Here is a 12,231-nt window from a genome sequence, read left to right as displayed (position 1 = left end):
GCATTGCAGTGCACAAACCCATGGGTCTGGCGTGCCGCTTTCAACTGAACCTGACTGAAGCGGAACAGCGCGCGACGCACGGATCGCACTCATCTGAGCAGGTACACATGATATTTCGGATTGCATATTAACTGGAGTGAGACGATGAAGAAGACGGTATCCACGGGCCTTGCGATAATATCGGTCGCGCTGTGTTCAAGCGCGATGGGACAGAGTGCGGGTAGCTTGATCTCGACAATGGGCGGGACGTGGCTCGATTTCGGTTCCTCTTCGGCAACCTCGTTGCGCAGCAGTTCGGCTGCGGGCGTGTTTACGTCTTCGGGTCAAGACAAACGCGACGATCGACTCCGTCGCGGCCAACGGTCAGACGGTGTTGTCCAACAAGACGCGGATCACGGCCGATCCATGGATCGGGTTCGTGGGGATTGGGTACCGGTTTTGATAGTCCGGTTCGCTTGAGCGCAGCCAGGAGACATGATGTGCCGCGCCAACAGCGCCTGAGCGCGCAACACGGGCCAACTGGGAAGGTTGCTGTCCCACTCGACCAGCGTCGGCTTCGCGCCAATGCGCGAAACGACATCCCGATAGAGGTCCCAGACGGAACTGGAAATGGCGCAGTCGTGGCTATCGATCAGCAGCGGTTCGTTTTCGTCGTCGTGTTGTTCGCTATGTCCCGCGAGGTGTATTTCACCCACCGCTTCAAGCGGCAATGCATCAAGATACGCTGCGGCGGAAAAACCATGATTGCTCGCTGAAACAAACACGTTATTGACGTCCAGCAACAGACCGCAGCCGGTCCGTTGAACGACCATGCGGATAAATTCGGCTTCGCTCAGGGTCGAGGACGCGAAAGCGACATAGGTCGACGGATTCTCAAGCAGGAGAGGGCGTTTGATCGCATCCTGGACCTGATCGATGTGCTCGCACACCTGTTCGAGCGTGGCTTGCGTGTACGGCAAAGGCAGGAGATCGTTGAAGAACTGGCCTCCGTGCGACGACCACGCGAGGTGCTCGGAAACCAGCATGGGCTCGTAGCGGATCACCAGTTCGCGAAAGCGCGCCAGATGCGCGACGTCCAGTACGTCAGGCCCGCCGATCGACATGCATACACCGTGAAGGGAGAGCGGATAGTGCTCGCGGATGGCCGTCAGTGCCCGGTGCGGTGGGCCGCCGGCGCCCATATAGTTTTCAGCGTGAACCTCGAAGAAGCCATCCTTCAGTCCGTCCGCGAGAATCGCGGCCAGGTGTTCGTGCTTGAAACTGGTGCCGGCCGGCCCCCGAGCACCACGCATGACGCCATGGTGACGGCCCGACTCGCCCACCGCGGTGATGCTGGGGATATTGTTCATGGCCGCACCCTTGCTTGCGTCGTTGCTGGGATCAGGACTTCAGCGGAGTGAGCGAGCCATGGCCACCGCCCGGCACTTCGATGCTCGTGCAGGTGCCGCCCTGGACGAACTTCCACGAGTTACCCTGGAAGTCCGTCGCGGACGTTCCCTGGCAGGTCGTGCCGGGACCGGCGGCGCAGTCGTTCTGCCCTTTGAGGGCGACGCCATAGCACTTCTCCTTGTGAGCGGCGACAGCGGCGCTCGCTTCGGCCGGCGTAAGCGGCGCGGCGTGAGCGACCGAAGCGAGCAGGCTGGCGACGACGCCGGCGAGCAGCGTGGAACTGACGGTGGTCTTTGCGGACATGGAATTTCTCCAGGGTTGGAATGGAAGGTACCCGTGGTGGATACAACCGTTAATTCGTCGATGACGAAGCCCTGGTTACAGCGAGGAGCAATTTTTTTCAGCCGGTTGCCGGCTGCGACGGGGACCGTCTCCATCCCTTCGAGCCGCGCCCTTGTCCTGGCTCCTTGCCTTCAGGACGTGGCGATACGAGGTACATGGGGTATCTGTGCTTCCTCGTACAGCCGGTAGATCAGTTCAAGCATCTCGCGGATGTCGCGCGACTCGTCGAGCGCACGCATGCTCATGATGATGGGCGATACCAGTGTGGGATCGTCCAGCTCCTTGTAGCTCACATCGTCGCGCTTCAGGCCGTACACGCTGCTCGGTACGACAGCAATGCCTTCTCCCGCTGCGACGAGCCCTAGCGCAATCTGCAGCTCTCGCACCTCATAGATCCGCCGCGGCTTGAGCGCACGGTCCTGGAACGCCGCAAGCACCTGGTCCGCGTAACTGGGTCTTGGCGCCTTCGGGAAAATGATCAGCGTCTCGTTGACCAGATCGCCAAGCGCCAGGACCGGCTTGGCGAGCGAGAGCGGATGGCCCTCCGGAAGGGCAACGATCATCTTCTCCTCGCGAAGAATCACCCGGCGGATGCTCGCGTCTTCGAGTCGAATCCGGCCAAACCCGACATCGATCCGGCCATCCTTCAACGCGCGGATCTGGTCCATTGTCGACATCTCATGGAGGCTGAGTTCGACCGTGGTGTTCTCGTCGCGGAAGCGGCGGATGATTTTGGGCAGCATGCCGTATAGCGTCGAGCCCACAAACCCGACGGAGAGACTCCGTTCGATATTGCCCACGCGCCTCGTCATGGATTCGAGTTCGGCGGTCTGAGCCAGCAACTGCACGGCATGCGAATAGAAGAACTTGCCCGTCTCCGTCAGCTTCAACGGGCGCGAGTTGCGCTCGAATAGCTGCACGCCAAGCGTTTCTTCGAGCTGTTGTATCTGGCGGCTCAGAGGGGGCTGAGCCATGTGCAATCGCTGCGCCGCGCGCGTGAAATTGCGTTCCTCGGCCACCGCGACGAAATAGCGAAGATGTCGCAACTCCATCTCAATACCTCCAGGATATAGACCAATACTAAATCGGTGTTGGACGGGCCGTTTTGACGTCCATTATTCTGCCTTCACACGATGTTTCAGCACCGAATTATACCTTTCAGGCATGAATGGCGGATGCTGAATCAAGGGTTAACCCCGGCATACGGAGCGCACACATGGCCGCCACTACCGACAAAGCCAGGCAACTGGATGAACTGCTGCACACCGCCGTTCAGGACGACAGGCAGAGCGGTGTATTCCGTTGCCGCCGCGACATCTTCACCCACGCCGATTTATTCGAGCTCGAGATGAAACACATCTTCGAGAGCAATTGGGTCTACCTGGCGCACGAAAGCCAGATTCCCAACCCCAACGATTACTACACCACGTGGATCGGCCGCCAGCCCGTAGTGGTCACCCGCGACAAGGGCGGTGAGCTGCACGCGGTCATCAACGCCTGCGCGCACAAAGGGGCGATGCTGTGCAGGCGAAAGCACGGCAATAAAGGCAGCTTCACCTGTCCGTTCCACGGCTGGAGTTTCTCCAATACCGGCAAGCTGCTGAAAGTGAAGGATGCGAAGACCACCGAATATCCGGTGCAATTCAACACCAACGGCTCGCATGACCTGAAAAAGATCGCGCGTTTTCAGAGCTATCGTGGCTTCCTGTTCGGCAGCCTCAACGCCGATGTGCTGCCCTTGGAGGACTACCTCGGCGAGACCCGGGTCATCATCGACCAGATTGTCGACCAGGCGCCGGACGGGCTCGAAGTGTTGCGCGGCAACTCCTCGTACATCTACGACGGCAACTGGAAGATGCAGATGGAGAACGGTTGCGACGGCTACCACGTTAGCACCGTGCACTGGAACTACGCTGCGACGATGGACCGGCGCAAGGTCGACGGCACCAAGGCGGTGGATGCGAATGGCTGGAGCCGGTCGGTAGCCGGCGTGTATGGGTTCGAACACGGCCACATCCTGCTGTGGACCAACACGATGAACCCGGAAGTGCGTCCGGTTTATCAGTACCGCGAAGAAATCGGCGCACGCGTCGGCGAAGCAAAGGCGAAATTCATCGTCAACCAGACGCGAAACCTGTGCCTGTATCCGAACGTGTTTCTGATGGACCAGTTCAGCACCCAGATTCGTGTGGTGCGTCCGCTCTCCGTAGACCAGACCGAAGTCACCATCTTCTGTTTTGCGCCAAAGGGCGAGAGCGCCGCCGACCGCGCCACGCGTATCCGCCAGTATGAGGATTTCTTCAACGTCACGGGAATGGGTACCGCCGACGACCTGGAAGAGTTCCGCGCGTGTCAGGCCGGTTATGCCGGTACCACCGCGTTGTGGAACGACCTTTCGCGCGGCGCGCCGTTGTGGGTCGACGGCCCGGACGCAAACGCGAAGAGCATGGGCCTCAAGCCGCTGATCTCCGGCGAGCGGAGCGAGGACGAGGGCCTCTTTGTGTGCCAGCACGAATACTGGCTGCACGTGATGCGCGAGGCGTTGAAAAAAGAACAAGAGGGAGTCTCGGCATGAGCTTCGACTACCCGACAATCTGCGCCACGCTGTACCGCGAAGCGCGTCTGCTGGATGACCGTCAGTGGGACGAGTGGCTGGCCTGCTATACGGAAGACGTCACCTACTGGATGCCGGCGTGGGATGACGACGACCAGCTTACCGACGACCACGAGAGCCAGATCTCGCTGATGTATTACCCGGACCGTGGCGGCCTGGAAGACCGCGTGTTTCGCATCAAGACCGAGCGTAGCGGGGCGTCGATGCCCGAACCGCGCACCAGCCATAACGTGACGAATGTGGAAGTGCTGGCCGAACGCGGCAATGAAGTCGACGTGCGCTACAACTTCAACACGCTCAATCACCGCTACAAAACCACCGATCATTTCTTCGGCACGATGTTCGTCACCCTGCGAAAGGTCAATGACGGGCTGCTGATCGCCAGCAAGCGAATCGTGCTGAAGAACGACTACATCCGCCAGGTGCTCGACGTCTACCACGTTTGAGGTCGAGTGCCGGAGAGAGATGAGAAGGGAAGGAGACAGTATGTCCAGCTACACCATTGCACTGAATTTCGAGGACGGCGTGACCCGCTTCGTCGAATGCAAGGCCGGCGAGAAGGTGCTCGATGCCGCCTTTCGCGCCAGAATCAACCTGCCGATGGATTGCTCCGACGGCGTGTGCGGCACCTGCAAGTGCCGTGCCGAAAGCGGTCGCTACGATCTGGGCGACGACTATATCGAGGACGCCCTCAGCGACGACGAGAAGAGCAGCGGTCTCGTCCTTACCTGCCAGATGGTGCCGCAAAGCGACTGTGTGATTGCCGTGCCGGCCTCGTCCAATGTGTGCAAGACGGAGCAGAGCAGGTTCGCCGCGACGGTATCGAAGATCGAGCCGCACAACGACGCAGCCGTCGTGCTCGAGCTCGACGTGGAGGCCACGGCACCGGTGTTCCTGCCGGGTCAGTACGTCAACATCGATGTTCCCGGCAGCGAACAGCATCGTTCGTATTCCTTTTCATCGGCGCCGGGTGAGTCGAGAATCCGCTTTCTGATCAAGAAGATTCCCGGCGGTGTGATGAGTACCTGGCTCGAATCCGCATGCCCCGGCAACAGGGTGGAACTGACCGGACCGCTGGGGAGTTTCTATCTGCGCGCCGTGGAGCGGCCGTTGCTGTTCCTCGCGGGCGGCACGGGCCTTGCACCGTTTCTGGCGATGCTGGAAGTGCTGGCGCGCGTCGCTTCGCAGCAGAAGGTTCATCTGATCTATGGCGTGACGCGAGACCTTGATCTCGTGCAGGTGGACGCCCTCGATGCGTACGCGGCGAAGCTGCCGAATTTCAGCTACGCCACGGTCGTCGCCGATGCGGATTCGGCGCATCCGCGCAAGGGTTGGGTGACGCAGCACATTCCAGCCGAGGCCTTGAATGAGGGCGATGTCGATGTGTACCTGTGCGGACCGCCGCCGATGGTCGATGCCGTGCGTCAGTATTTCGACGACAACGGCATGAAACCCAACAGCTTCCACTACGAGAAGTTCACGCCCAACGCTTCGCCGAGGACCGCATGAACACGCAACGATTCGCCGGCAAGGTCATGGTCGTCACCGGCGCGGCGCAGGGCATTGGTCGTGCTGTCGCGCTGCGTGCGGCCGCCGAAGGCGGCAAGGTGCTGTTGGTGGATCGCGCCGACTTCGTCTGTGAAGTTGCCGCCGAAGCGCAAGGCACGCACACCACTCGCACAGCCGACACGGCCGGGTTCGTTGCCGACCTCGAAACGTATGAAGGCGCGGCATCGGCGATGGCGTTTGCCGTGCGGCAGTTTGGCGGTATCGACATCCTGGTGAACGGCGTGGGTGGGGCGATTCGCATGCGTCCGTTCGCGGAGTTCGAACCGGCGCAGATCGATGCGGAAATTCGCCGCTCGCTGATGCCCACGCTGTACGCGTGCCACGCGGTGCTGCCGCACCTGCTCAAGCGCGGCAGCGGAACCATCGTCAATATCTCATCGAACGCCACCCGTGGGATTCGCCGCGTGCCGTATTCGGCGGCCAAGGGCGGGGTCAACGCGATGACGCAGTCACTGGCAATGGAATACGCGGCGCACAACATCCGCGTCGTCGCGACCGCGCCCGGCGGCACCGACGCGCCTGCGCGGCGCGTGCCTCGCAATACGGCCGGCGACAGCGAGCAGGAAAAAGTCTGGATGGGCGAGGCGGTGAGGCAGGTCACCGAATCGACCTTTCTCAAGCGCTACGGCAGCATCGACGAGCAGGTCGCTCCCATTCTGTTCCTGGCTTCGGACGAGGCGAGCTATATCACCGGCACGGTGCTGCCGGTCGCGGGCGGGGATACCGGCTGATCTTTCCGTGCGATGCTCTTCCACACTGCCGCCGGCCCTGGGCGAAGCCTGCCGCGCCTCAGGCCGGTTGCGAGGCAAGCACGATCGAGTGTGATCGTGCCAAAGCGGGCAGTGGGGACAACCGACGAATTCGAGTGTATTGTCTGGACTGCAACGGCTCCATGCAACCTGACCAGATCGTTCTACACTTGTGCCGGCAGGTGTTCCCGGCATTCGCCATCGGGAGAGATCGATGACCGACAGACCGACTTCCAACCCATCCACCGTTCGTTCGCTGGCGCTGATTGCAGTCGTGGTGGTCGTGCTGGTCGCCGCCTTCGCCTTTACGGCCGGCTGGCTCTCGCCGGGGCGCCTGACGCCGGCAAAGATCGTCAACGCGCTTGCGCCCCCAGGGGGCGCGGCGCTGGGCTTCCGGCGCAACCACTCGAAGGGTATCTGCTTTACCGGCAGCTTCGAATCGAATGGGGCGGGTGCGGCCTTGTCGAAGGCGCCGATGTTCGCCCCTGGCTCGTATCCGGTCACGGGCCGTTTCAATCTCGCTACGCAGGATCCCAAAGCGCCGGACGCTACGGTTCGGGTCAGGGGCCTCAGTCTGCGCATCGTCGCCCCGGATGGAAGCGAATGGCGCTCGGCGATGATCGACGCACCCTTCTTCCCGGTCGCCACACCGCAGGCCTTCTACGGACTGCTGCAGGCCTCGGCCAACAAGAGCGACCCGGACGCCATGAAGAATTTTGCTGCTGCGCATCCCGAACTCGGCAATTTTGGCGCGTGGGCCGGCAGTGCACCGTGGACGGCCTCATACGCGCAAGAGCGCTACAACAGCCTTAATAGCTTCATCTTCACCAATGCCTCGGGACAGGACCAGGCCGTACGCTGGTCCTACGTGCCGGCGGCGCAACCCGAGGCCGTCTCCCCGGATCAATTGAAGGCGAAGGGGGCCGACTTCCTCGCCGCGGATATTACGCAGCGGGTGCAAAGCGCGCCGCAGCGATGGACGCTGGTGGTCACGCTCGCCAATCCCGGCGATCCGACCGCGGACCCCAGCAAAGCCTGGCCGGAAGATCGACGCAAGGTGGAGGCGGGGACGCTGGTGGTCAGCGCCATCGAGCCCGAGGCTGACGGGCCGTGTCGTGATCTCAACTTCGATCCAACCGTCTTGCCGCCAGGCATGCACGTCTCGGACGATCCGTTTCCCGCCGCGCGCTCCGCCGCCTATTCCGTATCGTTCAACCGGCGCACCGCCGAGGATAAGGACTATCCGCACCATCCGGCCGGAGGAGACACGCCATGAGCCCGATCCGCAATCGCTTTACACCGCTGCAGCGCGTGCTTCACTGGCTCATGGCGGTTTGCATTCTGGCGATGCTGTTCATCGGCGTCGGGATGGTGTCCACCGTTCGCCCGGATTATCTTTCGCTGGTGTCCATCCACAAGCCGCTGGGCATCACGATTCTCGTGCTGGCGCTGATTCGCCTGGCGGTGAGGTTGACGCGCGGCGCGCCGCCGCTGCCGGCCTCGATGCCCGAACCGATGAAGCTCGCCGCTCGTCTGTCGCATCTGGCGTTCTATCTGTTGATGATCGGGCTGCCGCTGATCGGCTGGGGCATGCTGTCGGCCGCGGACTATCCCGTCGTGGTGTTCGGGATGCGCTTGCCGTCCTTCCTGCCGCATAGCAACTGTTTGCACACGCTGCTGTGGAACGCACACAGGGCGCTTGCGCTGTGCTTCTTTGCGCTGATTGTGGTTCATCTGGCGGCGGCGCTGTTGCATGCGCTGGTGAGACGCGACGGGGTCTTTGAGGCGATGGCGCTGTGGCGCTCCGGGGGGAAGGCGGAGGGTTCCGGGGATTAGTGGGCTTTGGGTGTGTTTGACCTGACCAGGTCGTCGAGACGTTCGTCGTCGATGCCGGCGGGCTCCAGGTGGGCCGTCACGTCGGCAGCCTCGAACAGGCGTTGCACTGTTTTTTCCGCACGATCGGCGATGGTGTGACCCGTCGCGACAGTGAGCGCCCCGTCGACTTCCACGTGGAATTCGATAAAAACCCGGTCGCCGCCGTTGCGCGTCCGGATATCGTGAACGGCTTGCACGCCGTCGCATGCCAGCACGGCAGCCTCGACGCGTGCCCGCTCGGCGAGATCCAGCTCACGATCAAGCAACTGGAGCAACGCTTCTGCCGCCATGCCCCGCGCATTCCACAGCATGTAGGCGGAAATGGCCAGTGCGCCGAGCGCGTCGGCCCGGGTCCAGTCGAGAAAGCGTTCGAGCAGCAGCGCAACCAGCACGGCAAGGTTGACCGCCACATCCGTCACGTAATGCGCCCGGTCTGCGGCAATGGCGGTTGAGCCGGTGCGCCTGACCACGAGCGTTTGCATAGCGACAAGTCCGGCCGCGGCCAGGGTGCTTGCCACGATCACCCAGATGCCGAATCCCGTCTGGTTCAGAGACTGAGGAACCAGGAGACGCTGAACCGATTCGACGCCGAGCCCAACCGCTGCCGCCGCGAGCAGCAGCGCCTGGACGAAGGCCGCGACCGCCTCTGCCTTGCCGTGCCCATAACGATGCCCACGGTCGGCAGGGCGCGCCGCATAACGCACCCCGGCAAAGGTGACGGTAGAGGCGAGGACATCGACGAGGCCATCCGCGGCAGAGGTCAGCAATGAAATGGAGCCGGTTGTGAGCCACGCCCAAACCTTGATCACGACCAGTCCCAGTGCAACCACGAGCGCAGCCATTGACGCCATTCGCCGAAGCGCACCATCGGACATGTGTTCGGACATCGATCCAACCTCTCTGGCGATACGTTGATTGGGGGCGTTGTCCGGGTACGAAATGGTTTTCCACCGTGCGAACGTTCCGGTACGCAGCCGAGTGGTTAAGGTATATCCTCCGCGTGAACGTGCGCAAGTCTGCGCATGCAAACAGGCTAGTAGCCGCCAGAGAGCAGTTGAACCAGATGTACGGCGGCCACTGCGAATCCACCGAGCACAATCGCAAACCCTAGCGCCATTCGGGCGAGGGATCGGACGGGCATATTCGGCGTATGACCGACGGGGAGGGTAGTGATTCTGCTCAACATGATTCATTTCCAGAACGTTTTGCGTAAGGCAATGTTGCCGGGAATCCGCCGGAAAGAACATTCAATAATTCGAATCGTTTCGATAAGGTTTCGTTAACTGACGACACCGCCGCAACACTGCCCAGGTTACATTGACCTTTCTGCGATTCGAGGGCGTCCCGATCCGATCCGTTTCGTTAGTCCGATTGATAAATATTTGTTCACTTTGCGGTCATTCCGGCCCGGTGGTCCGGTGTCATATCCTCAGGCTTATCTGAATCCATGCGCGCTCGCCGTGGTCGGGAGCAGCCAGACATGAAATTATTTTCTAGAAGGATTTGATAATGAACGGTGGACAGGCCTCAATAAGGATAACGGATCGGACCGTAAGTGCAATCAATGAAGTGCTGGCCGGTCGAAAGGCGGGTGGCCTCAGCAGATTATTTTTATTTGCTGGCCCAGCCGTCGTGGCATCCATTGCCTACATGGATCCAGGCAACTTTGCCACCAATCTTCAGGCAGGCGCGCAGTACGGCTATTCCCTGCTGTGGGTCGTCATGGCGGCCAACGTCATTGCCATGCTGTTCCAGGCGCTGTCGGCGAGACTCGGTATCGTGACCAACCGGAATCTCGCCGAGATGTGCCGCGAGCATTTCCCGATGCCGGTGGTGTATGCAATGTGGGGCGTCAGTGAAATTGCCGCGATGGCAACGGACCTGGCGGAATTCCTTGGCGGGGCAATCGGTCTGTCGCTCCTGTTCCATCTGCCGTTGATCGACGGCATGGTGGTGACCGGGGTGGTCACCTACGCGATATTGCTGGCGGAAAAGCAGGGATTCCGACCAATCGAGCTGATCATCGGGGGCCTCGTTGCTGCGATTGCCCTGTGCTATCTCGTCGAGCTGTTCATGGTTCACGTATCGTGGGCGGCAGCCGCTCACGGCACCTTCGTGCCAACGTTGCATTCGAGCGAGGCGGTGACAGTCGCAGTCGGCATTTTCGGCGCCACCGTCATGCCGCACGCCATCTATCTGCACTCAGGCCTGACGCAGAACCGCGCGCCCGCCCGGACCGATGAGGGTCGCCGCAAGCTGCTGCGGTTCTCCAATCGTGAGGTGGTCATTGCCCTCTCGGTTGCGGGTCTCGTCAATATGGCGATGGTCGTGATGGCGTCCGCTGCATTTCACGTGGGGCATCCCGACATCGCGGAAATTGAAACGGCCTATCACATGCTGACGCCTTTGCTCGGCGCCGGTGCGGCTGCGGTATTTCTCATTTCGCTGCTTGCCTCCGGCGTTTCCAGTTCGGTGGTGGGAACGATGGCGGGACAAATGATCATGCAGGGTTTTGTCGGCTTTCACATTCCAGTGTGGTTGCGCCGCATGGTCACCATGGCGCCGGCATTTGTCGTGGTCGCGTTAGGCGTGAATGCCACCGATGCGCTGGTCTATAGCCAGGTTGTCCTGAGTTTTGCGCTTCCCGTGCCGATGATTGCGCTGGTGATCTTTACCCGCAGACGCGACATCATGGGCGCGTTTGCCACCAGCCGGCTGGTTAGCGCGGCGGCGATTCTTGGAACCGTGGTCATTCTGGTGCTTAACGTTATTCTGATTCTTCAAACGTTTGGTGTGAGCATCCCGGGGTTGCCCAGCGCTTGAGACGCGAGGGCGGAAAGCACCCTGCGCCGTGGCCGCATCTGTGGTGGCGTGGGGGCGACGAGGTTCAACAACCTCCGCTCAGTGGCCGCCATCCTCAGGTCGTTCGTTGGTATGACTCGGATATTTCGACTGACCGTAGCGAATCAGCAGTACCCCTAAAGCTATGAGCACAATAGCGCCGGCTGATGCAACGAGATGCAGATTGGTATTCGTGCCGGCGCGCAGGATAACGTCGCGCGCGATCGAAACCATCGCAATGTAGAGCGGAAAGCGCACGGGCAGTTGCCCGGCCTTCAGGTATTGCCCCACCATGGCGAACACTTCGAGGTAGAGAAACATCAGCAGCAGGTCCGTCAGCGTGACGTCGCCGGAGTTCGCCATCGTCCAGATCAGATGACCCATTGCCAGCGCGGTTCCGATTCCGGTGACCAGCAAGCCGATCAGTTCGGCTGTTTCTATTATTTGCTCGAGCCGTTCCTTGATGCGCTTGCGAAGCGTGCCTTCGTACTTCACTGGCGGTGCTCCGTGCAGCGTTGAAATAGTGTCGTGAGGTTGCGGTTCATCGGTATCGGTCTGTGTGGTTAAGCGATTAAGTGTGGCGACGCGTGCTGACGACATGGCATGGAGCGTTAGCTATACGCGGGGAGGGCGGTAACTGCAACGAACGGTTGCCTTCCGCTTCTCCGGCGAGGGCATGCGGAAAGCGATTGGCAAACTTAGCATGTTGGGGTAGCTAATAGATGCGTCATGTCGTCGCTCGATCTGGACAGCAGAACAGGCCGACTTTGCCGACTGTGGCTGGCTTGTGAGGCTTGAGATGGGACGCGCGTCCTCGAAGCTGGCTTTTCGGTTGCCAGTCGTTCAGGGCAG

At 61.0% G+C, this 12,231-nt stretch carries 12 protein-coding genes; 7 read left to right on the top strand and 5 right to left on the bottom strand.

Translation table 11 applies throughout. The features are described 5' to 3' along the window. Window positions 1-392 precede the first annotated feature (392 nt). The 3 genes from bufB to P3T42_RS10575 form a co-directional block, all read right to left on the bottom strand. Window positions 393-1,292, bottom strand: a complete 900-nt coding sequence (gene bufB / locus P3T42_RS10585; protein WP_429306293.1) for an MNIO family bufferin maturase — start codon at window positions 1,290-1,292, stop codon at window positions 393-395. Window positions 1,293-1,380: 88 nt separating this feature from the next. Continuing rightward, a complete protein-coding gene (locus tag P3T42_RS10580; RefSeq protein WP_074295371.1) occupies window positions 1,381-1,692 on the bottom strand; it encodes a BufA1 family periplasmic bufferin-type metallophore in 312 nt (103 codons plus the stop codon). A 170-nt stretch (window positions 1,693-1,862) separates the two neighbouring features. Next, complete coding sequence (locus P3T42_RS10575) at window positions 1,863-2,783, bottom strand: LysR family transcriptional regulator (protein ID WP_074295372.1); 921 nt, start codon at window positions 2,781-2,783, stop codon at window positions 1,863-1,865. 164 nt (window positions 2,784-2,947) lie between these two features. Between P3T42_RS10575 and P3T42_RS10570 the strand changes: the two genes are divergently transcribed. From P3T42_RS10570 to P3T42_RS10545, 6 genes are all read left to right on the top strand, one after another. Continuing rightward, complete coding sequence (locus tag P3T42_RS10570; protein WP_429305990.1) at window positions 2,948-4,306, top strand: Rieske 2Fe-2S domain-containing protein; 1,359 nt, start codon at window positions 2,948-2,950, stop codon at window positions 4,304-4,306. Next, window positions 4,303-4,791 (top strand): benzoate 1,2-dioxygenase small subunit, encoded by a 489-nt coding sequence (gene benB / locus P3T42_RS10565; protein ID WP_074295374.1) that lies wholly within the window; start codon window positions 4,303-4,305, stop codon window positions 4,789-4,791. Before P3T42_RS10570 ends, benB begins: the two co-directional genes overlap by 4 nt. A gap of 40 nt (window positions 4,792-4,831) precedes the next feature. Further along, window positions 4,832-5,854 (top strand): benzoate 1,2-dioxygenase electron transfer component BenC, encoded by a 1,023-nt coding sequence (gene benC / locus P3T42_RS10560; RefSeq protein WP_429305989.1) that lies wholly within the window; start codon window positions 4,832-4,834, stop codon window positions 5,852-5,854. Beyond that, window positions 5,851-6,645 carry a benzoate diol dehydrogenase BenD gene (gene benD, locus P3T42_RS10555; RefSeq protein ID WP_429305988.1) on the top strand — a complete coding sequence of 265 codons (795 nt, stop codon included), beginning with the start codon at window positions 5,851-5,853 and terminating at the stop codon, window positions 6,643-6,645. Before benC ends, benD begins: the two co-directional genes overlap by 4 nt. A gap of 232 nt (window positions 6,646-6,877) precedes the next feature. Then, the gene (locus P3T42_RS10550; RefSeq protein ID WP_074295377.1) at window positions 6,878-7,939 is read left to right on the top strand and encodes a catalase family peroxidase; all 1,062 of its coding nucleotides are present in this window, start codon (window positions 6,878-6,880) and stop codon (window positions 7,937-7,939) included. Next, window positions 7,936-8,499 carry a cytochrome b gene (locus P3T42_RS10545; RefSeq protein ID WP_429305987.1) on the top strand — a complete coding sequence of 188 codons (564 nt, stop codon included), beginning with the start codon at window positions 7,936-7,938 and terminating at the stop codon, window positions 8,497-8,499. The genes P3T42_RS10550 and P3T42_RS10545 overlap by 4 nt, the downstream gene beginning before the upstream one ends. On the opposite strand, the gene P3T42_RS10540 is transcribed toward P3T42_RS10545, so the two are convergent. Further along, the gene (locus P3T42_RS10540; RefSeq protein ID WP_429305986.1) at window positions 8,496-9,425 is read right to left on the bottom strand and encodes a cation diffusion facilitator family transporter; all 930 of its coding nucleotides are present in this window, start codon (window positions 9,423-9,425) and stop codon (window positions 8,496-8,498) included. The genes P3T42_RS10545 and P3T42_RS10540 overlap by 4 nt on opposite strands. A gap of 622 nt (window positions 9,426-10,047) precedes the next feature. Here P3T42_RS10540 and P3T42_RS10535 point away from each other — a divergent pair. After that, window positions 10,048-11,361, top strand: coding sequence for an Nramp family divalent metal transporter (locus tag P3T42_RS10535; RefSeq protein ID WP_074295380.1), 1,314 nt, complete (start codon window positions 10,048-10,050; stop codon window positions 11,359-11,361). Between the two features lie 78 nt (window positions 11,362-11,439). Here the strand turns inward: P3T42_RS10535 and P3T42_RS10530 are convergent, their stop codons facing one another. Continuing rightward, a complete protein-coding gene (locus tag P3T42_RS10530) occupies window positions 11,440-11,979 on the bottom strand; it encodes a phosphate-starvation-inducible protein PsiE (RefSeq protein ID WP_429305985.1) in 540 nt (179 codons plus the stop codon). Window positions 11,980-12,231 lie beyond the last annotated feature (252 nt).

This window comes from Paraburkholderia sp. GAS38, assembly GCF_050434965.1.
Lineage (GTDB): Bacteria > Pseudomonadota > Gammaproteobacteria > Burkholderiales > Burkholderiaceae > Paraburkholderia > Paraburkholderia phenazinium_A.
The sequence above is the reverse complement of the archived record's forward strand: the minus strand, read 5'-3'. Positions and strand labels throughout refer to the sequence as shown.

What these genes read in the sequence shown, in the direction of transcription:
- P3T42_RS10580 (WP_074295371.1), bottom strand. Translation starts at nt 1,692, where the DNA reads ATGTCCGCAAAGACCACCGTCAGTTCCACGCTGCTCGCCGGCGTCGTC.
- P3T42_RS10545 (WP_429305987.1), top strand. Translation starts at nt 7,936, where the DNA reads ATGAGCCCGATCCGCAATCGCTTTACACCGCTGCAGCGCGTGCTTCAC.
- P3T42_RS10540 (WP_429305986.1), bottom strand. Translation starts at nt 9,425, where the DNA reads ATGTCCGAACACATGTCCGATGGTGCGCTTCGGCGAATGGCGTCAATG.
- benC (WP_429305989.1), top strand. Translation starts at nt 4,832, where the DNA reads ATGTCCAGCTACACCATTGCACTGAATTTCGAGGACGGCGTGACCCGC.
- benD (WP_429305988.1), top strand. Translation starts at nt 5,851, where the DNA reads ATGAACACGCAACGATTCGCCGGCAAGGTCATGGTCGTCACCGGCGCG.
- P3T42_RS10575 (WP_074295372.1), bottom strand. Translation starts at nt 2,783, where the DNA reads ATGGAGTTGCGACATCTTCGCTATTTCGTCGCGGTGGCCGAGGAACGC.
- P3T42_RS10530 (WP_429305985.1), bottom strand. Translation starts at nt 11,979, where the DNA reads ATGTCGTCAGCACGCGTCGCCACACTTAATCGCTTAACCACACAGACC.
- P3T42_RS10535 (WP_074295380.1), top strand. Translation starts at nt 10,048, where the DNA reads ATGAACGGTGGACAGGCCTCAATAAGGATAACGGATCGGACCGTAAGT.
- P3T42_RS10550 (WP_074295377.1), top strand. Translation starts at nt 6,878, where the DNA reads ATGACCGACAGACCGACTTCCAACCCATCCACCGTTCGTTCGCTGGCG.
- benB (WP_074295374.1), top strand. Translation starts at nt 4,303, where the DNA reads ATGAGCTTCGACTACCCGACAATCTGCGCCACGCTGTACCGCGAAGCG.
- P3T42_RS10570 (WP_429305990.1), top strand. Translation starts at nt 2,948, where the DNA reads ATGGCCGCCACTACCGACAAAGCCAGGCAACTGGATGAACTGCTGCAC.
- bufB (WP_429306293.1), bottom strand. Translation starts at nt 1,292, where the DNA reads ATGCGTGGTGCTCGGGGGCCGGCCGGCACCAGTTTCAAGCACGAACAC.